This window comes from Gluconobacter wancherniae NBRC 103581 (assembly GCF_007988885.1).
GTDB lineage: Bacteria > Pseudomonadota > Alphaproteobacteria > Acetobacterales > Acetobacteraceae > Gluconobacter > Gluconobacter wancherniae.
The window spans coordinates 680641-707604 of record NZ_BJUZ01000002.1; the positions used below are offsets into that span (position 1 = coordinate 680641).

22 protein-coding genes are annotated in these 26964 nt (G+C 53.7%); 10 read left to right on the top strand and 12 right to left on the bottom strand.

Annotated elements, in window-relative coordinates; translation table 11 throughout:
* Nucleotides 1–166: 166 nt before the first annotated feature.
* From GWA01_RS10195 to GWA01_RS10205, 3 genes are all read right to left on the bottom strand, one after another.
* The gene (locus tag GWA01_RS10195) at nucleotides 167–1612 is read right to left on the bottom strand and encodes a glycosyltransferase family 2 protein (RefSeq protein ID WP_146797296.1); all 1446 of its coding nucleotides are present in this window, start codon (nucleotides 1610–1612) and stop codon (nucleotides 167–169) included.
* Nucleotides 1609–3654, bottom strand: a complete 2046-nt coding sequence (locus GWA01_RS10200; RefSeq protein WP_186819534.1) for a glycosyltransferase family 4 protein — start codon at nucleotides 3652–3654, stop codon at nucleotides 1609–1611. Before GWA01_RS10200 ends, GWA01_RS10195 begins: the two co-directional genes overlap by 4 nt.
* Nucleotides 3655–3773: 119 nt before the next feature.
* Complete coding sequence (locus tag GWA01_RS10205) at nucleotides 3774–3965, bottom strand: CsbD family protein (protein ID WP_146797302.1); 192 nt, start codon at nucleotides 3963–3965, stop codon at nucleotides 3774–3776.
* Nucleotides 3966–4111: 146 nt separating this feature from the next.
* On the opposite strand from GWA01_RS10205, the gene msrB reads away from it, so the two are divergent.
* Together msrB and upp are read left to right on the top strand one after the other, a co-directional pair.
* Nucleotides 4112–4534 carry a peptide-methionine (R)-S-oxide reductase MsrB gene (gene msrB, locus GWA01_RS10210; protein ID WP_146797305.1) on the top strand — a complete coding sequence of 141 codons (423 nt, stop codon included), beginning with the start codon at nucleotides 4112–4114 and terminating at the stop codon, nucleotides 4532–4534.
* Nucleotides 4531–5169: a uracil phosphoribosyltransferase gene (upp, locus tag GWA01_RS10215; RefSeq protein WP_146797308.1), complete on the top strand. Its 639-nt coding sequence runs from the start codon at nucleotides 4531–4533 to the stop codon at nucleotides 5167–5169. Before msrB ends, upp begins: the two co-directional genes overlap by 4 nt.
* A gap of 81 nt (nucleotides 5170–5250) precedes the next feature.
* On the opposite strand, the gene GWA01_RS10220 is transcribed toward upp, so the two are convergent.
* From GWA01_RS10220 to GWA01_RS10240, 5 genes are all read right to left on the bottom strand, one after another.
* Nucleotides 5251–6474: a threonine ammonia-lyase gene (locus GWA01_RS10220; protein WP_146797311.1), complete on the bottom strand. Its 1224-nt coding sequence runs from the start codon at nucleotides 6472–6474 to the stop codon at nucleotides 5251–5253.
* On the bottom strand, nucleotides 6474–6947 hold the full coding sequence (gene greA, locus GWA01_RS10225) for a transcription elongation factor GreA (protein ID WP_146797315.1): 474 nt from the start codon (nucleotides 6945–6947) through the stop codon (nucleotides 6474–6476). Before greA ends, GWA01_RS10220 begins: the two co-directional genes overlap by 1 nt.
* Nucleotides 6948–7208: 261 nt before the next feature.
* On the bottom strand, nucleotides 7209–10463 hold the full coding sequence (gene carB, locus GWA01_RS10230; RefSeq protein ID WP_146797318.1) for a carbamoyl-phosphate synthase large subunit: 3255 nt from the start codon (nucleotides 10461–10463) through the stop codon (nucleotides 7209–7211).
* Nucleotides 10464–10466: 3 nt separating this feature from the next.
* On the bottom strand, nucleotides 10467–11843 hold the full coding sequence (gene carA / locus GWA01_RS10235; protein ID WP_146797321.1) for a glutamine-hydrolyzing carbamoyl-phosphate synthase small subunit: 1377 nt from the start codon (nucleotides 11841–11843) through the stop codon (nucleotides 10467–10469).
* A 192-nt stretch (nucleotides 11844–12035) separates the two neighbouring features.
* The gene (locus tag GWA01_RS10240; RefSeq protein ID WP_146797324.1) at nucleotides 12036–12407 is read right to left on the bottom strand and encodes a hypothetical protein; all 372 of its coding nucleotides are present in this window, start codon (nucleotides 12405–12407) and stop codon (nucleotides 12036–12038) included.
* 686 nt (nucleotides 12408–13093) lie between these two features.
* On the opposite strand from GWA01_RS10240, the gene GWA01_RS10245 reads away from it, so the two are divergent.
* The 8 genes from GWA01_RS10245 (at nucleotide 13094) to GWA01_RS10280 (ending at nucleotide 21273) form a co-directional block, all read left to right on the top strand.
* Entirely contained in the window at nucleotides 13094–13546 is a 453-nt protein-coding gene (locus GWA01_RS10245; RefSeq protein WP_146797327.1) for a GatB/YqeY domain-containing protein, read from the top strand.
* Nucleotides 13547–13864: 318 nt separating this feature from the next.
* On the top strand, nucleotides 13865–15721 hold the full coding sequence (dnaG, locus tag GWA01_RS10250; RefSeq protein ID WP_146797330.1) for a DNA primase: 1857 nt from the start codon (nucleotides 13865–13867) through the stop codon (nucleotides 15719–15721).
* A gap of 140 nt (nucleotides 15722–15861) precedes the next feature.
* On the top strand, nucleotides 15862–17808 hold the full coding sequence (gene rpoD / locus GWA01_RS10255) for an RNA polymerase sigma factor RpoD (protein ID WP_146797332.1): 1947 nt from the start codon (nucleotides 15862–15864) through the stop codon (nucleotides 17806–17808).
* Nucleotides 17809–17869: 61 nt separating this feature from the next.
* Nucleotides 17870–18400: a GNAT family N-acetyltransferase gene (locus tag GWA01_RS10260; RefSeq protein WP_229316041.1), complete on the top strand. Its 531-nt coding sequence runs from the start codon at nucleotides 17870–17872 to the stop codon at nucleotides 18398–18400.
* Nucleotides 18401–18554: 154 nt separating this feature from the next.
* Nucleotides 18555–19031: a 30S ribosomal protein S6 gene (rpsF, locus tag GWA01_RS10265; protein WP_146797336.1), complete on the top strand. Its 477-nt coding sequence runs from the start codon at nucleotides 18555–18557 to the stop codon at nucleotides 19029–19031.
* A gap of 5 nt (nucleotides 19032–19036) precedes the next feature.
* Nucleotides 19037–19318 (top strand): 30S ribosomal protein S18, encoded by a 282-nt coding sequence (rpsR, locus tag GWA01_RS10270; protein WP_146797338.1) that lies wholly within the window; start codon nucleotides 19037–19039, stop codon nucleotides 19316–19318.
* A gap of 11 nt (nucleotides 19319–19329) precedes the next feature.
* A complete protein-coding gene (gene rplI / locus GWA01_RS10275) occupies nucleotides 19330–19923 on the top strand; it encodes a 50S ribosomal protein L9 (RefSeq protein WP_146797341.1) in 594 nt (197 codons plus the stop codon).
* A gap of 132 nt (nucleotides 19924–20055) precedes the next feature.
* Nucleotides 20056–21273 (top strand): SAM-dependent methyltransferase, encoded by a 1218-nt coding sequence (locus GWA01_RS10280; protein ID WP_146797343.1) that lies wholly within the window; start codon nucleotides 20056–20058, stop codon nucleotides 21271–21273.
* A gap of 8 nt (nucleotides 21274–21281) precedes the next feature.
* Here GWA01_RS10280 and rsmA read toward each other — a convergent pair whose 3' ends face one another.
* Genes rsmA through lptG form a run of 4 tightly spaced genes read right to left on the bottom strand, consistent with a single transcriptional unit; the run spans nucleotide 21282 to nucleotide 26864 of the window.
* Complete coding sequence (rsmA, locus tag GWA01_RS10285) at nucleotides 21282–22109, bottom strand: 16S rRNA (adenine(1518)-N(6)/adenine(1519)-N(6))-dimethyltransferase RsmA (protein WP_146797345.1); 828 nt, start codon at nucleotides 22107–22109, stop codon at nucleotides 21282–21284.
* 1 nt (nucleotide 22110) lies between these two features.
* Nucleotides 22111–23472: a peptidylprolyl isomerase gene (locus GWA01_RS10290; protein WP_146797348.1), complete on the bottom strand. Its 1362-nt coding sequence runs from the start codon at nucleotides 23470–23472 to the stop codon at nucleotides 22111–22113.
* Between the two features lie 3 nt (nucleotides 23473–23475).
* Entirely contained in the window at nucleotides 23476–25797 is a 2322-nt protein-coding gene (locus tag GWA01_RS10295; protein WP_146797351.1) for an LPS-assembly protein LptD, read from the bottom strand.
* Nucleotides 25797–26864 (bottom strand): LPS export ABC transporter permease LptG, encoded by a 1068-nt coding sequence (gene lptG, locus GWA01_RS10300; protein ID WP_229316065.1) that lies wholly within the window; start codon nucleotides 26862–26864, stop codon nucleotides 25797–25799. The genes GWA01_RS10295 and lptG overlap by 1 nt, the downstream gene beginning before the upstream one ends.
* Between the last annotated feature and the right edge of the window lie 100 nt (nucleotides 26865–26964).

Below are 26964 nucleotides of genomic sequence, written 5' to 3' on the forward strand. Positions count from 1 at the left end.
AGTTACAGAGTGCACAGATGTGCGTGAAGCCGAGGTGCTACAGCGCGTTAGCTGGTTACTCTTTTTAATAGTCCTATAACTTAGTGCAATACGGTCAGAAGAGAATATGAATCTCTAAGAAGTGGGTAATGGGCGATATTGGCAAGGAGCCGGGGGCGAGGAGGTTTTACTCTCTGGAAGCCGGGGGCGTGCCATTAGATAGGAGAATGCGCATAGTCATTTTTATTTCTTCCTGTTGTTTAAGAGTTTCGTGCGATGTTGATCTGAGCGCATTTAAAAATTCAAGTTCTCGAAGTTTTTCATGGTCTTTGAGATTCCTTAAAGAATAATAAAAGCATTGATTGTTAAATATTATATGAAATTTTTCATAAATATTATATGAAAATTCTGCGGGGAAAAAGTGTAATTTTGTGGTTGTTGATTGATTTTGAAGGATTTTAATTATTATAATATCTCGATCTTTATAATCTATTCCTGGTGTTAGGCTTTCGAAATTAATGATGGTTATGCCGGGATAATACTTACGAATTTTTTCAACGTTTAATTCATCCTCAAGTGTAAAAAAAGCGACTTTTGTGCTCTGATTAGTTTGAAAAAAAACGTCGAAAAAATCATAAGGAAAATTAATGCATGATAAGAAAAAAATGTCATTAAAATTTTTATTGTTTTTGATGCGGCAAATTTTAGCATAAGCATGCCCAGTTATTCCGGTGGTAGCATTGTTAAATGCACCAGTACTATAATGATAAAAATTATAAGGAAGAATAGCAGGGTCTATACTGTTTGCACGTCCCATCAATTCCATTTGGAAAGAATTATTTAGTACTTCTCTTCCTATTCCTGTTGGTAAAGAAGCTATTTTTCTAGTAATTTCATATTCTCTAAGAAAAATTTTATAGTCAAAAAAAGCTGATTTTGGAATTTGTTTAGTCGTTTTTTCTATGGTCTGTCGGAAGAGGCTATGCGTGCGAACCCGATAATACCATGCTGTTTCATCGACTGCTTGGAAACGATAACCTGATGCGAGTGCTTCGGTGGCTATAAGCCAGTCTTCGAATGCATAACCGGACTGGAACGGTATATCAAAATATGGATTATTTTCAAAAAAGCTGCGATGAGAGAATAGGCGTGCATTATATAAGTTCTGGCAAACCATATCGCCGATATTGATAAGATCTGAAGAAAAATACTCAACAATGAAGTAGGAAAGATCAAACCCAAATTTAAAGCGTGGGGTGAAAATTGTTTTAATTGGTGAATTTATAGCTGAACAATATAATTTTCTTAAAATTGAAAATGAAATTAAATCATCTGCATCCAATATGAATATATAATCTCCTTTGCTCTGTATTATGCCATGGTTTCTACTAAGGCTTACGGATTGATAATCTACTTCTATGATTTGAATTACGTCAACGCCGTTTAATTTTTTTTGTTTTATAATATTTCGAGTCTTCCCTTCGGAACTATCAAACACGAAGACGCATTCTACGGATAATCCCGCGTGGCAGGCATCAGTAGCTGCTTCGGAGATAGAAAGAAGGGTTCGCGGCAAGTACTGCCATTCATTATGAATGGTGACGATGACGCTGATATCGGGAGTGGAGGTCATTGGTGAATTGGCATTTTATCTGCGAATAGGAAATTTATCTGTTGCTGGTAATAACTGGGGGCGTGCTGTTTTTCCAGAAGTATCTGTGCCTCTTTGCAGAGATTAAGGCGTAGTTTTTTGTCTTTGAGAAGGATATTTATGGCTTGTATGTATAGTTCTGCGTCTTCGTCGTCCTGTCCTGAGCAGTCGAGAAGCATTCCAGTGTGGCTGTCTTTTACAAATTCACTCACGCCACCGACGTTTGGGGCAATCAGTGGTATTCCTGATGCGGCTGCTTCTAGCAATACATTTGGTAGCCCATCGAAACTGCTCGTGTAGAGAAAACAAAAGCTGTGCGTAGCATCTAATTTCTGGAAATTTTGGAATCCACCATGAAATTTAATATTTGGTTCCGAGACGATTTCCTCACGTAGGCCATCATTATCCATAATGAAATTTCCGTACACATCGATATACATGTCAGGGAGATATTTTTGTAGAAGTCGTGCAATTTTCAATAATAGCGATGGACGCTTCTGTTGATCTATTCTCGAGGCCCATATAATGCGTCGAGATTTCCCAGATGCTTTTATTTCTTTGTGCGTGACTTGTTTGGTAGTAGGCATGCGGGCGTAAAGTACCTGCCATTGTTCAGGAGATGCCCCAATGCGCTGCTGATCGAAGGCAGCAATATGAGCATTATCGCAGATCAGGGTCTGGATGTTCGGAATTGCAGTGGAAATAAAAGCAAACTGCCCAGCATCAATGAAGGTTCGGCCACCATGCTCAATCCTTCCATCGCAGAACCGGTATACAATCGGAGACATGTGTTTCAGAAGGTCGCCGAAGCGCAGAAAAAAGCGTTCGGAAAAGATGCTGCCTTTGATATGAAGGCGCCCATGAGGCGCCATATTTTGTATTATGCGGAGTGTCAGGATCTGCCGTTGATCTTCGGTGAAGTCAGGGAAGCGGTTGCATAAATCGACATGATTGGCACCAGTAGGTAAGCGCTCCATCCAAGCATATTTGGTGAAGAATTCCCCGAAAAGCACGAGAGTTTTGCAGCGTGGGTTCAGGGTGTGAAGGCTATTTATAACATCAAGAATGTATTTATCGGCTCCTCCTGTTGTCAGGAATGGGAGGAGGAAGACTTCGTCGTATGAGCTGTTGTTCAGCTCAGAACAAAGTTCAGCATAAGCACGACCGATCACAGGGGCAGGCTCATTTTCCGTTTTGACTGGAAGGTCAATTATCAGTTCTGGCACGACGAGTTGGGTAATGGCCTGAGCTGGGGGCAAAATTTTATAAAGGGTATTTTGAGGTAGACTATGTAGCGGCTGTGGGCCTGAGGTGTGTGAATGCGCGGTAGGATCTTGGGTAACGAGCAGTCGACGATAAAACTCTGGACGCAAAAGCAGAGAGTCCGGGAGAGGGGGAAAGCCAGACAGGTTCGACGAGGCGGCATGTTCAAAAATAGCCGTTTCGTTGCATCTCTCGACTATGCTTCCAACGGCGATCGCATCCGCCAGCATTCGTGCACTGTCGAAAGACGGCAGGCCACCAGCTGCCATAATTTTGGTCATTAAGCACGATTGACAGCTGAATACGGGCGGAAACGGTATATTTTCTACCAATACGTACGGTGAAATATTTTGCAGCTCGGGTATGCGTAATATCTCTGCTTCCAAGCCGTACTTTATTAGAAATTCTGGAACGAGCAGCGTATCTTGAGGCTTTTGTTGTAGAGTAACGAAAATTTCTCGTAAGTAGTTTTTCGATATAAATATGGAACTATCTAAAATGCATAGAAATGATTTTGTGGTAAAATCTATTTTATTTTTGGTATTTATATCGAATATTTCAATATAATTGAAAATTTCTTTGAGTTCATGGATCGAAATTTCAGGGGAAAGTGTCTTTTCTTCGCAAAAAATTACTAAACTAAGGCTCTTCGGGAGGTATTGCACCTCGCGTGCGGCCTCAAGGAGCGCTGAGACCGCATGGCCACGGTATCGGTCGTTATTCCGCACTGTCAGGATGATTGAAAGGTCGTGGCCGGACAAAATTTCCTCCGGGGCAGAAATTGCTTTTTTAAATAGCGGGTGCTCCAGGATCAAGCCATAGAAAAAGGCACTATCTTTGGGAAGACAGTGCCTCTTTGTTACTAATGCAGAGAAAGGCGTTAGATCTTGTCTATGCTGCTTTTCACTGCGTCTTTGACGTCCCCTTTGGTTTCCTGCGCTTTACCCTTGAGGTTTTGCGCTACACCTTCACCTTCAAGGGTTGGGTTGTCTGTTGCGCGACCGATATTTTCCTTGATCTTTCCTGCCACCTGATTGGCAGCGCCTTTGATCTTGTCTTCAATGGAGCTCATGATTCAGGTCCTTTCAAGGTAACGTCTGGTTTAAACGGCCGTCATGCGCTTGGGTTTTACGTCTAGTTGTCTGAAGCGGGTGACAAATGTGTGTCTTGCTTCCATATACTGCCTGAAGATTTTTCTTAGGTTTTCGGAGCACCTTCATGACACAGAGCTGCGATACCCTTTCGGGGGCAAATGGAGGCGGGTGCGGAGTTGGTCTCACGCCCGAACAGCGTCGTGTTCTGCGCGGACACGGTACTGAGCGACCGGGTTCGAGCCCGTTGAACGATGAGAAGCGTCAGGGCATTTATGCCTGTGCAGGGTGTGGGCGTGAACTATTCACCTCTGACAGCAAGTATGACAGTGGTAGCGGCTGGCCCTCTTTCTTCCGTGCCATTGATGCTGGCGTGGAGACGACGCAGGACTCCAGCCATGGAATGATCCGAACTGAAGTTCACTGTGCGGGATGCAAAGGTCATTTGGGGCATGTTTTTCCAGATGGTCCGCAACCAACAGGACTTCGTTACTGCATGAACGGTATCGTTCTTGAATTTCGACCAGCCACCCAGGGAGCGGGTTTATGAGTGAGGCGCTGAAGCCTGTTGTTCTCGATCATCCTCTGGTGCGCCACAAGCTGACGCGCCTTCGGGATCGTGATACGTCTACTGCCGGTTTTCGGCGCCTGACGCGGGAGCTCAGCCTTCTACTGGCTTATGAGGCAACCCGAAATCTGACGACTTGCCCGAAGACGGTGCATGTTCAGTCCGGGTTGATGGAAGGCGAAGAACTGGACGGGAAAAAGCTTTGCTTTGTTTCCATTCTGCGCGCTGGAAATGGGCTTCTGGATGGGATGCTCGATCTCGTTCCGTCTGCACGCGTTGGGCATATTGGTCTTCGCCGCGACCATGAGACGCTGGAAGTTAGCGAATATTATTTCAACATGCCTGGTGACGTTCCAGGGCGTACTTGTATCGTTCTCGATCCGATGCTTGCTACTGGACATTCTGCGGCTGCAGCAATTACGCGCGTCAAGGCTGCGGGCGCACAAAATCCAGTATTTGCGTGCCTTTTGGCTGCCCCAGAGGGGATCAGGTATATGGCCGAACTGCATCCTGACGTTCAGGTTGTTACGTGTGCGGTTGATGATAGGCTTGATGAAAACGGCTATATCGTGCCGGGCCTGGGAGATGCAGGCGACCGTCTTTTCGGTACGCGCTGATATCTTTCCAGCTTAGATTTAAAAAACGCGCAAAGGGCTGTGCCTGATGCGCGTTTTTTGTGTCTTGCAGGTTTTCTGAGTTCAGTCCCGGCGTACGATGTAGTGTCTGGCCAGATCAGTTTCGATCTGCTGGGCATGCTGGGTGTCGCGCGCTTCGACCATCACCACGAGTTCTGCCGTTTGCACGGAGGGGGATGCGAAGAGGCGATGATGTGAGACTTCGATAATGTTGCCGCCATAACCGCCGATACGGGTAGAGATATCCGCCAGCATTCCGGGGCGATCGGGGATCTGAAAAATCAGTCGAAGAATGCGGCCATCCCGCAGGAGAGAGCGCAGAACCGTGTTTGCGAGGATACGCGCATTGATGTTTCCTCCTGTGAGTGGGAGGGCGACGCGCTTGCCTGCAAAAAGCTCAGGGTTTGCAAGAATAGCAGCAAGGCCTGATGCACCTGCGCCCTCGCAAACCTGCTTGGCCTTTTCAGCCAGCGTTGTAATGGCGCTCTCGACCTGAAGTTCACTGACCACCAGGATCTTCGAGATCCGGTTGCGCATGTTATGCAGGCAGTGGTCACCCAGCTTTGTGACCGCGATACCTTCTGCGATAGTCGAGCCCCCAAGGACGGGAGTGTCTTCCTTTGGGTAGGCCGATAGCGAAGCATAAGCTTCAACCTGCACGCCAATGATCTCGATATCAGGGCGTAGCGCCGCAACGACAGCGGAAAAGCCTGCAATCAGGCCGCCGCCGCCAATAGGCACGACAATCACGTCCTGATCTGGTGCGTCCTGAAGAAGTTCGAGTGCGGCTGTGCCTTGTCCGGCAATAACGTCAGGGTCATTGAACGGATGGACCAGAACGCGACCTTCGTTTGCGCGTAGTTCTTCTGCGGTGATGCAGGCTTGCGTGAAATCATCACCCGCGAGAACGACCCGCGCACCCCAAGCCTGGGTTGCAGCGATCTTCGTTGCTGGTGTGAATCGTGGCATGACAATTGTTGCGTCAATGCCCAGAAGGCTGGCCTGTCGTGCGACGCCCTGCGCATGGTTGCCTGCAGATACTGTTACAACACCCTTAGCGCGTTCTTCCGGGGTGAGGAGTGCCATTTTATTGGCCGCACCTCGCTCCTTGAACGATCCAATCGCCTGAAGATTTTCAAGCTTGAGGGTAATCTCCGCTCCGGTCAGACGTGAGAGCGCCGGGCACGCAATCGACGGCGTCCGGACGACAGTCGAGGAAATACGCTCTTGCGCATTCTCGATGTCAAAGATGGTAACCTCAGGCAAGATCGTCAGGCTGTCAGACATTAGCGAAACGATACCTTAAGGATTTCGTAGGTTCTGTCACCGCCAGGTGCGGGGACAGAGACGGTATCGCCCTCTTCCTTGCCTATCAGGGACTTGGCAAGCGGGGAGGAGACGGAAAGAAGGCCTTGCTTGATGTCGGCTTCGTGTACGCCAACGATCTGGTATGAGCTCTCTTTCTCGCTTTCCTCGTCGAGGAGTTCGATATGAGCGCCGAATTTCACCTGACTGCCCGAGAGTGTCGAAGGGTCGATAACTTCGGCTGTTGAAACCAGCTCTTCCAGTTCGAGAACGCGCCCTTCGATAAATGACTGGCGGTCACGTGCGGCATGATATTCGGCGTTTTCAGATAGATCGCCATGAGCACGGGCTTCGGCAATGGCGCGGATGACGGCGGGGCGATCTTCGCTTTTGAGGCGACGCAGCTCGTCTTCGAGACGCTGCAGTCCCTGCGCGGTCATTGGACTCTTCTGCACTATAAAATCCTCAGGAAAGCGTATCGAGAAATTGGGAATAGCCAGACAATATAGGGTTTCCGTAGGATTTTTACAAGATCAGGCAAAGTTTGTTATCGAATTTCAATAATATAATCGCACTCATCCGGGCTTTCTGAAGGTGAGGACGTGCCTGATCTCGAGCGGATAAGTGTCTCGGTGCTAAAGAGGCTTTAAGTGAAAAACGCTATGCTCTCGATGGGCGGGCTGTCCGGGAAGATCTCCCCGGACAGCTAAACATTTTTAGAACGTTCCGCGGAAATAAGACTGAAGTGGAGCGACGCCCAACTCGCCTTCTTTCATCGCTGCTATCGCGTAGGTTGCTGCCCGAGCGCCTGCGATCGTCGTGTAGTGAGGAACGCCCATTGTTAATGCGCCCCGACGGATGTCGAAACTGTCGCGCGCTGCCTGGCCGCCTTTCGCGGTGTTGATGACCATCTGAACTTCGCCAGAGCGGATTGCGTCTACGCAGTTGGGGCGGCCTTCCAGGACCTTGTTGACGCGTGTCACCGCAATGCCGGCTTCTTCAAGTCGAGACGCAGTCCCGCCCGTGGCGAGAATGGTAAAGCCCATTCCCACCAGCTTGCGGGCGAGAGTCTGAATGTGGGGCTTATCGCTCTCGCGAACCGACAGGAATACTGTTCCGGAAAGCGGAAGCTTGACGCCTGCCGCAAGTTGGGATTTGGCGAAGGCACGCTCGAAGCTGGAATCCAGCCCCATGACTTCACCTGTAGAGCGCATCTCCGGACCAAGAATGGTGTCCACGTTTGCAAAGCGGTTGAACGGGAACACAGCTTCCTTGACCGCGACATGTGGAGACACGGCATCGCCGTCCAGCCGGAACTCGGACAGGCGTGCACCAGCCATGACACGGGCACCGATTTTGGCTACCGGAACGCCCGTCGCTTTGGCGACAAAAGGTACGGTACGGGATGCGCGGGGATTAACTTCAAGGACGAAGATTTCGTCATTTTTGATAGCGTACTGGACGTTCATCAGGCCACGGATGCCCAGTTCACGTGCCATGGCTTCGGTCTGCGAGCGCAGTTCCGTCACAATAGCTGGCGAGAGGGTATAGGGCGGCAGGGAGCAGGCTGAGTCACCGGAATGAATGCCTGCCTCCTCAATGTGCTCCATCACGCCGGCCACATACACCGTCTCACCATCGGAGATGCAGTCCACATCGGCTTCGATGGCATCGTTGAGATAGTGATCGAGCAGGACAGGGGCGTTTGCCACTTCGGGGCCGGCGGCGCGAAGAACGTCGTTCAGATAACGCTTCAGGCCTGCACGGTCATAGACAATCTCCATAGCGCGGCCACCCAGAACGTAGGATGGGCGAGCAACGATTGGGTAGCCGACTTCCTCTGCTACGGCTTCTGCTTCCGAGGCGTGGCGTGCAATGCCGTTGCGGGGCTGGCGGAGGCCAAGCTTGCGAAGCATGGCCTGAAAACGCTCGCGGTCTTCTGCGCGATCGATCGCGTCTGCCGGTGTGCCGAGGAGCGGAATGCCGGCTTCTTCAAGTGCACGAGACAGTTTGAGCGGTGTTTGTCCGCCATACTGGACGATGCAGCCAAGAATCTTGCCACCTTTTGCTTCTGTACGGATCAGGGCGATCACGTCTTCGGCGGTCAGGGGTTCGAAGTACAGGCGGTCCGAGGTGTCGTAATCCGTGGAGACGGTTTCTGGATTGCAGTTGACCATGACCGTTTCGAAGCCAGCTTCGCGCAAGGCGTAGGCAGCATGAACGCAGCAATAATCAAACTCGATGCCTTGGCCGATCCGGTTGGGGCCGCCACCAAGGATGATAATTTTGTCGCGGCCAGTGGGGCGGCTTTCACATTCCGGCGTGCCATATCCACCTTCGTAGGTGGAGTAGAGATAAGGCGTATCCGATGCGAATTCGGCCGCGCAGGTGTCAATGCGGCGATAGACTGGCGTTACTTCCAGCTTCTCGCGAAGGGTGAGGATGTCCTTGGCGGTCTGACCAGACAGGCGGCTCAGCTGTGCATCGGAGAAGCCCTGCGCCTTGAGGCGGCGCATACCATAGGCATCCTGCGGCAGGCCGTTCTTCTCGATTTCGCGTTCAGAAGTGACAATGTCCTGAAGCTGGCGGATGAACCAGGGCTCGAACTTACAGGCGGCGTGGATGTCTTCCAGCGACAGGCCTGCACGGATGGCCTGTGCAACCATAAGGATGCGCTCTGGGCGAGGCTCGGAAAGGGCAGCGCGGTAGGCGTCCAGTGATCCATCGCCCGGTGCCTCCACCGGATCGAGGCCCATGAGCCCCGTTTCCATGGAGCGCAGGCCTTTCTGAATGGCTTCTGCAAAGCTGCGCCCGACGGACATCGCTTCACCGACCGACTTCATGGACGTTGAGAGCAGCGCTGGAGTGCCGGGGAATTTCTCGAAGGTGAAGCGGGGAATTTTGGCGACGACATAATCGATGGTCGGCTCGAAGCTTGCGGGCGTCGTGCCGGTAATGTCGTTGCGCAATTCATCGAGCGTGTAACCAACGGCAAGCTTCGCGGCGATCTTGGCGATGGGGAAGCCGGTCGCTTTGGAAGCAAGTGCCGAGGAGCGCGAGACGCGCGGGTTCATTTCGATGACGACCATGCGGCCGTCTTTCGGGTTGATACCGAACTGTACGTTGGACCCGCCAGTCTCAACGCCGATGGCACGCAGGCACGCCAGCGAGGCATCGCGCAGGCGCTGGTATTCCTTGTCGGTCAGCGTCAGGGCCGGGGCGACCGTGATGGAGTCACCTGTATGAACACCCATCGGGTCGATGTTTTCGATGGAGCAGATGATGATGCAGTTGTCCGCAACGTCACGGACGACTTCCATTTCGTATTCTTTCCAGCCCAGAACCGACTCTTCAATGAGAACTTCGGTTGTGGGGGAGGCGTCGAGGCCACCTGTTACGATCTGATCGAATTCTTCGCGGTTATACGCGATGCCACCGCCCGAGCCGCCCATGGTGAAGGACGGGCGGATAATTGCTGGAAGACCAACGCTCGGAAGTGCTGCACGTGCCTCTTCAAGTGTATGGGCAATGGTGCTGCGTGGACTCTCGATGCCGATTGCGTCCATCGCTTCACGGAACTTGAGGCGATCTTCCGCGCGATCAATAACGTCCGCGCGGGCACCAATCAGTTCGACCCCGTGCTGTTCGAGGAAGCCGGACTTGTCGAGCGCCATTGCAGCGTTCAGGGCTGTCTGGCCGCCCATGGTTGGCAGGACGGCGTCCGGCTTTTCCTTGAGGATGATACGCTCGACGAATTCAGGCGTGATCGGCTCGATATAGGTTGCATCCGCCAAACCCGGATCGGTCATGATGGTGGCAGGGTTCGAGTTGATCAGGATGACGCGATAGCCTTCCTCGCGCAGGGCCTTGCAGGCCTGAGCGCCGGAATAGTCGAATTCGCAGGCCTGTCCGATAACGATCGGGCCAGCGCCGATGATCAGGATCGACTTGATGTCAGTGCGTTTGGGCATGGATCAGGCTCCTGCGTTGGCGGCGCGACGGTCCATGACCGCGACAAAACGTTCGAAAAGGTGGAAACTGTCGGAGGGGCCAGGGCTGGCTTCCGGATGGTACTGGACGGAAAACGCATCCAGTGTTGTGGAGGCAATCCCTTCGTTGGAGCCGTCAAAAAGGCTCACATGCGTGACCTTGACGTCCTGCGGTAGGGATTTGTCGTCCACCGCGAAGCCATGGTTCTGGCTGGTGATCTCGACACGGCCTGTTTCGAGGTCCTTGACGGGCTGGTTGGCGCCGCGGTGGCCGCGATCCAACTTGTATGTTTTGGCGCCCAGAGACAGGGCCAGAAGCTGATGGCCGAGGCAGATACCGAAGACGGGGATGTTCGCTTTCAGGACGCTGCGGATGGCGGGGACAGCGTATTCTCCAGTGGCTGCCGGGTCACCCGGGCCATTTGAAAGAAACACGCCTTCAGGCTGCAGCGCGAGGATTTCCTCGGCGGTGGCAGTTGCCGGCAGGACGGTCACATCGCATCCGGCTGTTACGAGGCAGCGCAGGATGTTGTTCTTGGCGCCGTAATCCATAGCGACAACGCGGCGGCGGTTCTCCGTGCGGGCGGGGCGAGTGGTTTCCCATACGCCTTCTGTCCAGCTGCGTTTGGGCTGGGTCACTTCTTTCGCGAGATCCATGCCTTCAAGGCCGGACCATTCGCGTGCCTGATTAAGCAATGCTGCAGTATCAATCAGGCCGTTTTCCGGAAACGCCAGAACGGCAGTCTGGGGGCCGTTGTCGCGTAGGGAGCGGGTAATGGCGCGGGTGTCCACGCCGCTGATGCCTGCGCGGCCATGCTGTTGGAGCCAGCCATCGAGCGATTGGAGGGAGCGCCAGCTTGCCGGAGCCGTGACGTCTTCTTTAACGACGGCGCCAAGAGCCGCGATCTTTGGCGCTTCGTTATCATCGGTGTTGGTGCCGGTGTTTCCGATGTGCGGGAAAGTAAATGTGACGATCTGACCTGCAAAGGATGGGTCCGTCAGCGTTTCCTGATACCCGGTCATGCCTGTTGAGAAGCAGAGTTCGCCAACCGCGCCGCCAGTATGTGCGCCAAAGCCGCGACCCCACAGGATTGTGCCATCTGCAAGGACTAGGGCGGCATTTGCGCCGGCAGGGCAGGTGTTGGGCACGTCCGTCTCTCTTTCCTGCCTTATCGGGGCAGAGTTATCTGTGGGGTTGAGGTCCTGGAGTTCGATTCCGGGCACACGGAGCATGGCTGGCCAGTGCTTTGTGGGTACCATCCGTGATTGTCGCCACTTACGGACTGCCTCTAGCCCGACGCCAGCAAGCGCTGCGATCTGCTCCGCGCCTCCGGCTTTTTCGATAATTTTGTCGATGTCCATGGTCGGTGTCCGTCCCCGGCTCCGTGTTCGCTCGGGGGTGGGATAATGGATTATGCAGCGCATGGGAAGTTTTTTCCCACGTGAGAGGTGTGATGGTTGGGGCGGAATGTTTTTACTGGGAATTCGTTGATAAGTGGGCCTTAGGTCCAATATTTCGTAGAGCGTACATGCAAAATGATGGTTCGTGAGATTTTAGTTCAGATGAAGAGATGAACCAAGTCTAGAGATGACGGATTGCGTAATTTCCAACTGTTCATCATGGGATTGAACGGCTGTTTCGCTCTCATAAAGAGCCTGTATTATCGCTGAATCAAAGGGCGTCATGGCAGGTGGCGCTGTTTTTTTTTGAAAAGTTCTGTTATTGTACAGGCTCATAATGGAAATTGCGTTGAAGTTTTTTCCAAGTTTTGGGCCAGCCAGCACTACGAAGCTTATGTAATCGGCGAGTTGTTTCCATGTTGCGCCGGATGCTTCCGTTATATCGATGATTACAATAACGGATGTGGTGCGTGCCTGTGTGTGTTGCAGGATCCGTGCCCCACCATCTATCGATGAAGTCGTCAATTTTCCTGAAAGAGAATCTTTTCCTACAATTGTGCCGTTAGCGGGTTCGGTACTGGTACTCCGATACCATCGAACTGGCCTGTCTGCCTGAAGTGCTTCGATTTCTCTTCTGCTTAGTTCCTCATAATCATCACGATTTAATCCGATGGAATTGTACCCCTTTATAAGGGAAGGGTATTTATTCAAAATTTTATTAAAGGACTACTACGTATTTTCAGAAAAGAAAATAATTACGTTTTTTATTCCGCAGTCTTTTGATAGTCCGTGGAGAACGATTTGAGCGTTGGAATGAAGGTGGCTTAGGACCACACCTTTGAATAGTTCCGGTGCACCTGCCACAAGTGGGCACAGCTTGCTGTCCCATCTTGCGAGTTGATGGTCCCATGATGGCGATGAAACCATTGCCTCGACAAGGTGCCTTACGGCCTTGGTTGATATTCGATGAACAACAATATTTTCGTTTTTCGGCCTTGGTGTCGAAGCTGCATATGTAGGTGACGTGTAGCCACCAAGTATCATGAATGTCAGGGTCGTAAGGGCGAGATTTCTTCGGAATGCTGTTTTCAATGGGAGGGGGCGCCTCACGTTGTGATGTCATGGGAATTATGCGATTTTATACCTGATTTAGAAACGGAATATTCTTGCGAAATAGCAATAATATACCTCGCGCAGGAGATTTAGAGCCGATGTCGCTTCGTACGCAGATTATGGATGATCTTAAGGCCGCTATGAAGGCCGGTCAGTCTGACAAGGTTTCACAGATCCGTGGGATCACTGCCAAGATCAAGGATCTGGACGTGGCATCACGCGTCAAAAACGCAGAGGTTACAGACACTGATATCATTTCTGCTCTGCGTTCCATGATCAAGTCACGCAAGGAATCTGCTACCATGTATCGTGATGGTGGACGTCCGGAGCTGGCTGATAAGGAAGAGGCCGAGATTGCCACAATTAGTGGCTATTTGCCGCCCGAACTTGATGAAACCACACTGAAATCGGCCATTGAGGAAGCTGTTGCTGCAACTGGTGCAACGGGCATGAAGGAAATGGGCGGCGTCATGGCGGCGCTTAAGGAGCGTTTTGGCGCAGATCTGGATCCGGCAAAGGCCAGCGGACTGGTTCGGGCGCGCTTGGCCTGAGAAACAGCGCCCTGAAGTCGGGGCATTAGAACGGCGCGCAATCAAATTGGCCGTGATGGAGGTCCTCCAATGCTTGGTTGGCCTCCCGCAAGGGGTATGGTGCGTTTGTCATCCTGCTTCTGATTTGCATTGAGAGCGACACGCCTTTTGCTCCCTTCGTAACGCTCTTTCAGAACTGTTATTTTGACAGCCATATCCCAGAATTCTCGCTCCCGTTGGCAAGAAAGCGGGCAGCCGGGTGTATTCCGGGTAATGTGCCCCCAACTGGAGCGCTAAGAAGCTCTATTCTTCTAGCCCTGCGAGACTATCTTCAGAATTATGGCTTTCGACCCCGCTTTCCTTGATGAGGTGCGTAACCGCACGCCGCTGTCGTCCTTGATCGGGCGCAGAAACAAGCTGGTCCGATCAGGGCGTAACTGGAAGACGTGCTGCCCGTTCCATGGGGAGAAATCTCCTTCCTTCTACGTGTATGATGATCATTTTCACTGTTTCGGCTGTGGCGCGCATGGCGATGCGATTTCTTACGTCATGCAGAGTGAAGGGCGCAGCTTTCCGGAAGCGGTGGAGCAGCTTGCCAACGAGGCAGGCCTGGATATTCCGAAATCAGACCCAAGAACTGAAGCCCGTGCCCGGGAGGTAAAGTCTCTTGGCGATGTTCTTAATCTGGTTCAGGCCAGCTATCGCCGTCGCCTTTTTTTGCCCGAGGGGAGGGAAGGGCTTGCATATCTGCGGGGGCGCGGACTGAGCGACGCCACGATCGAGCGCTTCGGGCTTGGCTGGTCCGGTGATGGGCGCAGGCTCGTCGAGGAATTGCGGGCACATGACGTCACTCCTGATATGCTGGTTCAGGCTGGCCTGATGCGCGTGGATGATCGTGGTGACGCAAAAGGGGAGCTGTTTTTCAATCGTGTCACATTTCCTATCCGGGACCGGCGTGGCCGCATCATTTCCTTTGGTGCGCGAACACTTGGTGACGGGCAGCCAAAATATCTGAACGGCCCGGAGACGGCCCTTTTTTCGAAACGGCGTACGCTGTTCAATCTCGATCTGGCGCGGGAAGGCGTTCACAGAGGCGCAGATCTCGTCGTGGTCGAAGGCTACATGGATGTGATCGCGCTTGATCAGGCCGGCTTTGGTGGAGCGGTGGCCCCACTTGGTACTGCGTTGGGGGAGGAGCAGCTGGAACTGCTCTGGCGGATGTCGCCGACTCCGATTCTGTGTTTGGATGGAGACGCAGCTGGAGCGCGGGCGGCTTTGCGGGTGTGTGAGGTTTCGCTGCCGCTTCTCTCTCCAGAACGCACACTGCGATTCTGTCGTCTGGATCCGAAGGATGACCCGGACAGCCTGATTCGGGCGCGTGGAGCCGCGGCGATGGGGGAGGTTCTGAAGGGGGCCTCGTCCCTCTCTCAGGAATTATTTGGCCTGTTGACTGGCGGAGAGAGTAACCCAACGCCTGAACGTCGGGCTGCGTTACGTGAGCGTCTGGTTGCGTTGGCAAAACTCATTCCAGACCGTTCCCTGTCTTCGGAGTTCCGCAGTACGTTTCTTGATATGTTCTTCGAGCGTTTTCGGAAGGGCAATGGCAAGAAACAGCAGTTCAAAGGCGATAGAAAATCGCTTTCCCTCTCACTCTCTCAAGAAAACGCCGGGGAAAATCGGCGGGTAGAGGCAGGTGCGGATGAGCGTTTGAATATTCTGACAGCACTGCTCCTGAAGCATCCAGACATCCTGCCGCATGTCGAGCAGGCCTATAGCCATCTGGTTTTGCCCGAGAGGCTGGACCTGCTTCGTGGGGCTCTGCTCGACTGGGCGGCGCAGGGTGGTGAACTCACGGATGAGAGCTGCCAGGCATGGCTCGAGGAGCATGGTCTGCAAGATGTGACCGAGGCTCTTCTCGCAGGCCCATTACCGCGGGAGGTGGGGAGCAAGCGGGAGAAAGATGACGTTCTGAAGGTTGAGATCATTGAAAGCTGGTGGCATTTTTACGGTCTTGTGAATTTTGCCTCTTTCGAACGTGAGGTGAAGCACGATATTCAGGAAGCAATTATGAAGGCTTATGCTTCAGACGCTCCTGCGTCTGACGATAGTGGCGGCGGAGCGGCATTTCCTGAGGGTCTGCTTGCCCGGATGCGCGTTCTGGATGCTCTTCGCAGAGGCGAGGAACCTGAGGAATAAGCCTTTCCACGGGGCAGTTTTAACCGCTTCCATGAAAAGGAAGTTGTATTCCTTGTCGTGAAAACCTTGACTTAGTGCGCAGGATCGCCCACCTGCACGCTGCCGAACTGCTGACTTCGGCGGAGTTGACGGAGAGACGCATGGCGACGAAAACAGCCTCTGGTACGGATCGGAACGCGCAGGATCAGGATGGTGATACGACTGTCCTTGATACGCAGTCCGGGGCCGTCAAGCGGCTGATCGCCAAGGGGCGTGAACGCGGGCATATTACTTTTGACGAGCTGAACGCCGTTCTGCCGCAGGACCAGATGTCCTCTGAGCAGATCGAAGACGTTATGGCTGCGTTGTCCGAAATGGGCATCCAGGTCGTCGAGAATGAAGAGCAGGAAGAGGCGGAGCCTGCTCAGGAAGAAAAAGAGACAGAGAGCGAATCTGACGAGCCTGCCAGCGGCAACGTCGATGCTGAGACTGCAAGCAGAACCGATGACCCTGTGCGGATGTATCTCCGCGAGATGGGGTCGGTGGAGTTGCTGTCGCGTGAAGGCGAAATCGCCATCGCAAAGCGTATCGAGGCTGGCCGCGACGAAATGATCGGTGGTCTCTGTGAGAGCCCGCTGACATTCCGTGCGATCATCTCCTGGCATGACAGCCTCAAAGAAGGCGAGATGCTACTGCGCGACATCGTGGACCTTGAAGCAAGTCAGGGTGGCGGTGAGCCAGGTGCTGAAGGTGAGGAAGGTGATGAACCTACCGATACCGATTCGGATGATGATACAGACGAAGTCGAAGGTGATGGCGAGCAGCAGGAAGGCAGTGGTCTGTCGCTTTCTGCGCTTGAAGAGAAGCTGAAGCCGGAAATTCTGGCCCGCTTTGAAGCTATCGAGCCGCTTTATCACAAGCTGCGTAAGCTGCAGGTTCGCCGCATTGAAGCTTTGACCTCCGGTGAAGAAGCAACGGATCGTTCAGAGAAGAGCTACGAGAAGCTTCGCGATGAACTGGTTGCTCTTGTGGAGCAGGTCCAGCTGCACAATAACCGGATTGAAGAGCTGGTTCTGGCCATCAAGCTGCACGTTCAGAGACTGAATGGCATTGAAGGCCGGATGCTGCGTCTTGCGGAGAGCTGCAAGATTTCACGTGATGACTTCCTGTTGAAATATCGCAGTCACGAGCTGGATCCGGGCTGGGTAGACTTTGTCTGCACGCTTCCGGGTAAGGGTTGGAAAACCCTGACGACGAAGCATATCGACCAGCTTCGCAGCCTGCGCGCCGAGATTGCTGAGCTCGCACACGAGACCGGCCTTCCAGTTGGTGAATTCCGTCGTGTGTATGCGACTGTCTCTCGTGGTGAGCGTGATTCGACGCGCGCCAAGAAAGAGATGATCGAGGCAAACCTGCGCCTCGTAATTTCCATTGCCAAGAAATACACCAATCGTGGTCTTCAGTTCCTGGATCTCATTCAGGAAGGCAACATTGGCCTCATGAAGGCGGTGGACAAGTTTGAATACCGCCGTGGTTACAAGTTCTCGACTTACGCTACGTGGTGGATCCGTCAGGCGATTACGCGTTCAATCGCTGATCAGGCAAAGACCATCCGTATTCCAGTGCATATGATCGAGACGATCAATAAGCTGGTCCGGACATCGCGTCAGATGCTTCATGAGATTGGTCGTGAGCCTGCTCCCGAGGAACTGGCTGAGAAGCTGGGAATGCCTCTGGAAAAGGTCCGCAAGGTTCTCAAGATTGCCAAAGAGCCTATCTCTCTCGAGACGCCGATTGGTGATGAAGAAGACAGTCATCTCGGTGATTTCATCGAAGATAAGACTGCTGTTATTCCTCTGGATGCAGCAATTCAGACTAATCTTCGGGAAGCGACCACCCGCGTTCTGGCGTCCCTCACGCCGCGTGAAGAGCGTGTGCTGCGTATGCGTTTTGGTATTGGGATGAACACGGACCATACACTCGAAGAAGTTGGGCAGCAGTTCAACGTGACCCGCGAGCGTATCCGTCAGATCGAAGCCAAGGCTCTGCGCAAGCTCAAGCACCCAAGCCGCAGCCGCAAGCTGCGGTCGTTCCTGGACGATAACTGAGAGTCGTCCGGATTTGCTACCGGATTGGCTCAAGCCAAAGGGGGCGTTCACCAGAGTTGAGGTGGACGTCACCTTTCTTGTAGCGGCGCATAGCCGTCCCTGGCCTTTCTTGCCCGATGGCATCTCGATCAGGCGGGTTCACAACCCTGATATCACGTTCTACCGCCATCTGTATGAAGGCGTAGGGGCAGAATATTGCTGGTGGATGCGCAGGGTCATGCCAGATGACCGCCTTGCGGCAATCCTCTCCAAAGATACTCTTCACGTTATGCTTTTGCAGAACGAAGCGGGCGAATCTCTGGGTTTTTACGAACTCGATCTTGAAGATTCGAGGGATGCACATCTGGCGTATTTTGGACTTCTACCATCAGCGCTGGGTAAGGGCCTGGGTGGTAAGTTACTGGATTGTGCGATAGCGCATGCATTCTCGAGCGGGGCTGCGTGTGTGCGGGTCAATACGTGTACGCAGGATCATCCGCGCGCGTTACCAAACTATCTGCGGGCTGGTTTTGAGATCACTCATGTCGAGCATGAGTGCTGGAACGTGCCTGTTGAGTTACTTCCTGAAAGACTGCGGGATTCGGCAAGTTAATCCTTGCCTTTAGGCGGGTGCCGTGGTTTATCGCGCCTTTCCCTGCCGGGCGATGTGGCGTCGCACCGGCTATACCCGCGTTCCACGAGAGTGGACGCCGTCACCCGGCATGGGCCGGAGCGGGGAGGGTTGACCGTATCCGAAGGGAGCTTTCATGCCACTGTACGAAAGCGTGCTCATCGCACGTAATGACGTGTCTCAGGCCCAGGTCGAAGGCATCGTCGAAAACATCAACACACTGCTGACCGAACATGGCGGCTCCATCCAGAAGCGTGAGTTCTGGGGCCTGCGTTCGCTCGCATACCGCATCAAGAAGAACCGTAAGGGCCATTACGTCCTGCTCGGTCTTGATGTGACCCCTGAGACCCTGCGCGAAATGGAGCGTCAGCTGAGCCTCAATGAGGATGTGCTGCGTGTTCTGACCCTGCGCGTTGACGAGATCGACGAGAACCCGTCTCCGGTTCTGGCTCGCAAGAGCGACGACCGTGGCGACCGTGGTAACTTCCGTGGTGGTTCCAAGCCTGCTGGTCGCTTTGAGAGCGGTCGTGGTGGTCCCCGCCGCAGCGAAGATCGTGAAGAGTATCGCGCTCGCGGTGAGCAGGGCGAAGCACTCACGGCTGAAGCGGAGTAATAGACATGTCCGACACCACAACAACCGAAGTAAATCCGGCCGCACGCCGTACCGCAGTTGGTGCACGTCGTCCGTTTTACCGTCGTCGCAAGTCCTGCCCTTTCTCCGGCCCGAACGCGCCGAAGATCGATTACAAGGACGTGCGCCTGCTGAGCCGCTTCCTGTCCGAGCGTGGCAAGATCGTGCCGAGCCGCATCACGGCAGTATCTGCCAAGAAGCAGCGTGAGCTGGCGCAGGCTATCAAGCGTGCCCGCTTCCTCGCCCTGCTCCCCTACGTCGTGAACTGAGGAGAGCGATCATGTCCCAGACTGCACTGATCCTGCTGCAGCGCGTCGAGCACCTTGGCCAGATGGGCGAAGTCGTCCACGTCAAGCCAGGTTACGCTCGTAACTTCCTTCTGCCACAGGGCAAGGCCATCCGCGCCAATGCCACCAACCGTGCACGCTTCGAGAACGAGCGGGTACAGCTGGAAGCGCAGAACATCAAGAAGCGCGAAGAGGCCGAGCGTCTTTCCGAGCGTATGCATGGCCTGTCCGTGACCATCATCCGTCAGGCTGGTGATAGCGGAAGCCTGTATGGTTCTGTGACTACGCGCGACGTCGCGAATGCTGCGACTGAAGCTGGTCTGACAGTTGGCCGTCAGCAGATCATTCTGCCGCACCCGATCAAGATGCTTGGTCTCACGGAAGCCCGTGTTGCTCTGCATCCTGAAGTTTCCATTCCGCTGACGGTCAATGTTGCCCGTTCCGCTGAGGAAGCTGAGCGCCAGGCACGCGGCGAAGCCGTGAGCCAGGAAGAAGAGGATGACAACATCCTTGGCGATCTGCACGCTGAAAATGCTGCAGAAGAAGCTGCTGATGCAGCTGGGGAAGAAGCGGCCGAAGCCGTCTGATTTCCGCCTATTCTGCGGAAAAGCCCGATCAGAAGAGATTCTGGTCGGGTTTTTTTTATGTCTGGATCGGGCATTTGCCATAATCTGTAGACATGTCATGCTCAGGGTTCTTCGAAGTCGAAGGAGTCCGTCGTGAAGCATCTTCTGAATATCGTTCTGAAGCATTTCATACAGACAGGCAGTCTGTTGGTCACATTCAGTGATGGTACGCGCCGTATTTACAAGGGGTCGGCAGATGGCCCGCAAGCCGGTATTCATCTGACAACCAGAAGAGCCGAACGTGCACTGGTTATCAATTCCGGGATGGCGTTTGGTGAAGAGTATATGGCAGGGGAAATCCTGCCGGACGGGTGTACGCTCGAAACGTTGATGTTGCTGCTCATGACCAATATCAATGGCCATGGGCACATTATCGAAGAAATTGAAGACCGCCTCCGCTATGTGACGCGCCTTCTCAGAACTTTGAATTCTCTCAAGCGATCCCGCAGAAACGTTGCCCATCACTACGATCTGAACGGAAAGCTGTATGATCTGTTTTTGGACAGGGACAGGCAGTACTCCTGTGCGTATTTCTCAAGGGAGGGAATGACTCTTGAAGAAGCTCAGGAGGCGAAGAAGCACCACATTGCTTCCAAGCTGAATTTCGATCGCGAAGGGCTTGAAGTTCTCGATATTGGATGTGGCTGGGGTGGGATGGCCATAACCTTGGCCAAAGATTATGGCGCGCGTGTCCTGGGAATTACGCTTTCGGTTGAGCAGCTACAGGTTGCTCGTCAACGTGCGAAAGACGCTGGCCTTGAAAAGCAGATACGTTTCGAACTGCTGGACTATAGAAAAGTCCGTAAGCAGTTTGATCGTATTGTATCTGTTGGAATGTTCGAGCATGTCGGGATTGCGCAATTCGATCAGTTTTTCAAAACTGTCCATGACTGCCTTAAACCTCAGGGTACTGCGTTAATCCATTCCATTGGTCGAATGGATGGACCAGGGACAACAAATCCTTGGCTGGACAAGTACATTTTTCCTGGGGGCTATTCGCCCGCATTGAGTGAGACCATTGCGGCTGTCGAGCGCTCTCACTTATGGCTGACGGACTGCGAAGTTCTTCGCCTGCATTACGCCAAAACGATTGCGGAATGGCGGAAGCGGTTCGATGCCAATCGTACGAAGATCACGGCGCTGTATGATGAGCGATTTGTACGGATGTTTGAGCTCTATCTGGTTGGAAGTGAGCTCGCGTTTCGAACGCAAGGGCACATGAATTTTCAGATGCAGCTTTCCCGGTCTGTAGATGCTGTACCGCTGACACGGGACTACATGCTGGACCGGGAAAGGGAAAAATTAGCCTGAGAGTGCTCTCAGGCTTTCTTTTTGTTGGCCAGGTGGAGTTCCGCAAGTCGATTGAATTCTTCGATCGTGAGTGTTTCGGCGCGTCTGGTGGCAAGGATCCCGGCTTTTTCGAGAAGAGCTTCTCCACCAATAGGTTTGAGCGAGGAGCGCAGCATTTTACGTCTTTGCCCGAAAGCTGCTGCCGTGACCTGTTCCATGGCCCTAAACAGGTCGGGTGATGGTTGTTGTTTGTGGGGAATCAGAAGGGCGATTGCCGAATTTACTTTGGGCGGCGGAGAAAAGGCGCCCGGTGGGATGCGCAGGACAACAGAGCAGGAAGCACACCACTGGGCAAGCACTGCAAGGCGCCCGTAAGCTGAACTGTCAGGTTCAGCGCAGATGCGCTCGGCCACTTCAAGCTGGAACATGAGAGCCATGCGCTCCCACTGGTCGGCCTGCCGTAACCATCCGACCAAAAGCGGGGTCGCGACGTTGTAGGGTAGGTTTGCGATGATCTGGCGTGGTGCAGGCCCGAGAGATGCAGCATCCAGTTTCAAGGCATCCTGCTGCACAATATGCAGGCGCTCAGGATAAAAGGAAGCGAGCTCCTCCAGCAGGGGCCAGGCACGGGAATCGATTTCCACGACGTCGACGCGTGAAGCTGGGCTGTCCAGCAGCGCGCGGGTCAAGCCGCCTGGGCCCGGGCCTATTTCAACGACACTGCGTCCCGTCAGGTCTCCACCGAGAGACGCAATACGGGCGCAGATGCTGGGATCCAGAAGGAAATGCTGACCGAGAGATTTCTTCGCATCAAGGCCGTGAGCATGAATGGTGTCGCGTAGGGAAGGAAGGTTCACGTCAGTTGAACACGGCTTTGGCTGCAGGACGCATTTCGATAACTGCACGGCGTTGAAGGTCACGTTGAAGCTGGCGGGATGCCTGTTCAACACGTTCGTTCATGAGCTGATCGGCGATTTCGCTTGGTGTCTGCTGGGCCAGATTTTTCTGCTGTCTGCTGCACACCATCAGGAGTGCGATACCGTCTGTCGATACAAGCGGGCGGCTCACGTGATTTGCAGGCAGGGGTTCAAGAATGGAGCGCATCTGTGGAGCGAGGCGTTCAAGGACCTGAGTGCCGGGATCGCTAGGGCGCTTTTCACCAAGAGACTTGTTCAGGGCTTCCAGCGCCTCGCAGCTGTGAATGCTCTGTTCGGCAGCGGAGGCGCGCTGCAGGGCGGCTTTCTGCTGATCTGTGGGGTTCTGTGGGTTCAGCGGGGTGTCAAACGGGAAGAATGCCTGACGCAGCGCCACCATCGTGCCCATTTGCTTTCCGACGACACGCTTGGCCTGAACTGTTGCGATAATGAAACCACCTGCGACCTGAATCGGGTTGGAGATCGCTCCGATTGGCATCTGCCTTACGACGTTGACGACTTGAGGGTCGAGGTTGTCTTCCTGAACCCAGCCCATAGAGCCACCGTCGAGTGCGGATTGTGCCTGAGAGAACTGCGCTGCGACGATCGGGAAAGGAGCGCCCTCACGAAGCTGATTGATGATTGTTTTAGTGAATGCCAGTTCCGTCTCATCGTGACGGGGATCTGGGACTGGCACAAAGATTTCACTCATCATGTACTGGGCGCGGCCTTGCTCACTTTGGAGCGCCTGTTCACGCTGTGTGATCTGAGTGGCGGTGATGCGGCCCGCGCCGCCCATTTCCTCACGCAGGACCTGCATCCATCCGATTTGAACCCTGATCTGGTCAATTAGGGTCGTCAAAGACACGCCGTCCGACGCAAGTCGGTTTCGCAGGGCATTTTTGGGCATGCCGTTGCGGGATTCAATGTTGCTGATTGCAGCTGCGATCTGCTCGGGCTCGATATTGATGTGTCGCTTGAGAATTTCCTGTGTTTTCAGGCGTTCTTCGACCAGCTGATGAATAATCTGAACCCGCATACGTGCCATGACGTCCGGGCTGACGGGAAGGCCCGTTGAAAGCACAAAAAGCTTTGCGCGGTTATTGACGTCCCGCTGTGTCAGGATCTGGCCGTTGATAACGGCGATAATCTGATCCTCAGGGGGTGCTTTGGGGGCCTCGGACTGCGTTTTCCCCGGCTTGTTGGCGGGAGTGGCGGGCTGTGCATGCCGTGCCATAGCGGGCATGGAAGCCAGGGCCAGAACTGCAACGAGTGCTGTAGATGCGGTGCGGTAGGTCATGGACATGCGTCAGCCGTTAATTCCAAAAGTGCCGATCGTTTTGAACGTAAAGTTGAACATCACGGTGGTGTTGCGCTGCTGCCCGCCGATGCGGGTGTATTGCTTGATATACATGATATCGAGACCAAAGCAGTCGTTGGCATAACCAATCGTTCCGCCGTTGGCGACAAATTCCTTTCTGGAGAGGCTACGCCGGGAGTAAGCGGAAGCATGGTAATTCCGCCAGTGCGCCGAGAACCCGGCGGTCACTTCATTGGTTTTTACCAGATAAGGGGCGTTTGGTCCGCTTTGGATGTAATTTGTCGCATAATAATAATATGGCGTGACGGGCGCATAAACGTACCCGGCCGTTAAGCGTAGCATCGGTATGCCGGTGCTCAGAAGGCCTTCGCCATAATCGACCTGATGCGTCCAGGGATTATAGCGGCCGCGCGCCGTGACATCGACATACTGGTTGGGGCTCACACGCAGGCTGCCTACCGGGTCTGAGAGATGATGATCGAGCCCGGAATAGGGAATGCGATTGTGGGTAATGTGCTCCTGGATGCTTTCGCCGACAAGCATCTCGACACTGTGTCCGTTCCAGATCCAGTTCTGGTGGATACCCACATTCGCGCGCAGGCCACCATCAAGACGGTCAGTGCCGAGGTAACGATTGAGCGAAAACAATGTGCTGTCTGTGAACTCATAAGACAGACTGTCTTCGTTCGGCATGTTCCGGTTGGTGGAGTTTCCGGTATTTGGGGCGGCAATAATTTGGGCGATCGGTTCGAAGATCTGGCTGCCATGTCCGTGCGCGAATGTGCGCAGAAATGGCCAGTTCATCTTCAACGCAATCGTTGGCAGAACCTGCCCGGTTACGTGACTGCCTCCGGTCTGTGCATACAGGGGCTGCTGATACAGGTGGGATGCGTTGTAAAGCGTTGAATCAACGCGTGCCGTAAGTAGCCACTGCTGGCCAAGGCTGTTCCGGAATGGACGGTCCCACTGTGCTGCGAATTGCCCACGCTGATCCGACACGCCTTTTGAGCGATAAACGTCAAAATCAGTAGTCTGAATACTCAGGCGACCGCCGAGAGCATCAGGTTGACCTTGGAAGGAGTAGCTGAATCGCGGGAGGACGAAGGGGAGGTCAGCGTTGCTGATGACGCCCTGGTTCAGGCCCTGATAGGCCTGCATATCCACGCGTGCATAGGAACCGACACCGAAGCCCTCAAGATAAACGTTCGAGTTCAGCGTTTCCATTCCGTAACCCTGCACACGGTAATCACGCATGTAGTTGGCGGAGGAGGCTAGGTTGATGTTCGCCCCTGCGCGCCAGTTGCGGTTGATCGAAAAATCACCCTTCGCGAACACATAGCCCTGAATGCCATATTCATCGGTTGCGCCGACGCTGTTACCGAAGGCGTTAACGTAACGGGTGCCATCATTGGTATCGTAGGCAACTCCGCCCAGTATGCTGATATTCCCGAAATTCAGGCGATTTCGGTACTGCGCAGTTATTTCAGGGCCAGTGTGGGATGAGACCAGGCCCCTGACAGTGAGGTCCTGCTGGTTATCGATCGCCCAGAAATAAGGAAGGGTGAAATAGGTGCCGAGGAAACGGTCATGAGGACTGAGGCCCGCCATCAGGAAGCCGCTCTGACGCTTTACTGAAGGGTCAGACATCGAAAAAAACGGAAAATAGAAGACAGGATAGCCGAGCATTTTCAGCCATGCGTGATCGAATTCTATGCGTTTATGCTGGACATCCTGCGTCGCGTTATAAGCTTGGAACTGCCAGAATGGCGGCGCATCCGGATTTTTTTCACAGATCTCGCAAGCCGTATAGACAGCGTGCGAGAGGTCATTCAACGCACCGTTGGTGCGGCGCAGACCGTTTCCAGCAAGCTTCGCATTATCCTGCATCCGTATGTAGATGGCCGTTCCGATGCCATCATGCATTCCATGCGTGAATTCCAGATAGTCCGCATAGGTTGTGGTGCCATCGGGCTCAACCAGAGCAACGTGGCCACGAGCAGCAAGCACGCCGCTGTTACGGTCGTACGTGATGGTATCGGCACGGAGGGCATGATCGCCCTGCCAGACGCGCACGTTTCCCTGCCAGGTTACGAGCCCATTTTTCGCGTAGCTCTCCTGATCTGCCAGGTAGGTCAATGGATCCTGCTGGGAGGTCGGTTTGCCAATCACGACGATATGGGACGTGTTAGCTCCGTGCATTCCTGCAGCAAAGAGTGTCTGCGGCGCCACGAGCGCAGTTCCAGCCAGAGCAGCGCCCGCGAGGGACGCACCTCTGCGGGAGCGTATTGGGAGCCACCACGGCACCGACATCAACCATCCTCCATGTGCAGTAAAAGCGCCACCGCGAGACAGAGCCCCGCACCGGTCGGCGCCCATGCCGCAAGAACCGGTGGCAGTGCACCGGATCGTCCAAACTGTTCAGCCACCTTCGATACCGTGAAAAGCGCGAAGCCTGCAGCTATTCCTGAACCCAGCATACGGGCTACGCCGCCTCTTCGGGCCGGCCGCATCGAAAACCCTGCAGATACCAATGCCATTGTACCCGCCAGGATGGGAAGGGCCAGAAGTGATTGGAAATGCAACCGATGTCGGATCGAAGGGAAACCGGATCTCTGTAGAAGGGCAATAAAGCCAGGTAATGTCCATACGGACAATGTGTCGGGAGACGCAAAACTTTCCTGGATGCGCTCAACCGTTAGGTCGGACGGGAGGATAAGCTGGCCTATTTTTACGGGAAAATGGTCAGGTTTCAGGTTCATGGCGTCCTGAAAATGCCATTCCTTTTTTGCGAGAAAGCCCTGTGGCGTCTCAACGCGCATCAGCAGGTGGTCATGATCATCAAGACGGAAAATTGTTACATCCGATACATTGATGGTGTTGTTCGCCATATGCATGTCGCGTGCGTGAATGATTGCGACACCGTGGGGAGCAAGCGATTCGTCTGATTGCCGAAGCCAGAGAGCGCCACCCGACATGGTCATGGGGCCTCCACCAGTGCGAAGATATGTCTGATCAAGAATTTCTGCCTGCCGATACATTGCCGATGACAATGCGGAAATACCGGTCGTTGTCAGAAGCCCGGTAAAGAGGGCGCAGGCAAGCGGGCTGGCAAGAAACTGCCAGGCTGAAATCCCGGCAGCTCGGGCCACGATCAGTTCCGACGAGCGTGTCAGGCGTGAAAAACAGACGATCCCACCCAGAAGCATCCCGAATGGCAGTACATACATGACGTAGTATGGGATGTGCAGAGCTGCGATTTCGAGAACGAGTGTCGTGGGAACGTTAGGGCGCGTCGCTGTGCGCCTGAGAAGGTCGATAAAGTCGAAAAGCGAGACAAGCCCGGTCAGCGCGCAGATCATGGCCATTGTCGAGAGCATGAAATGCCGGGCGATATAGATTGCAAGGGTGGTCGAGAAGCCGACATGTGGCTCGTTGGAACGCACCAGACGAAGGGTGCCAAGGATTCCGGAAATTCTG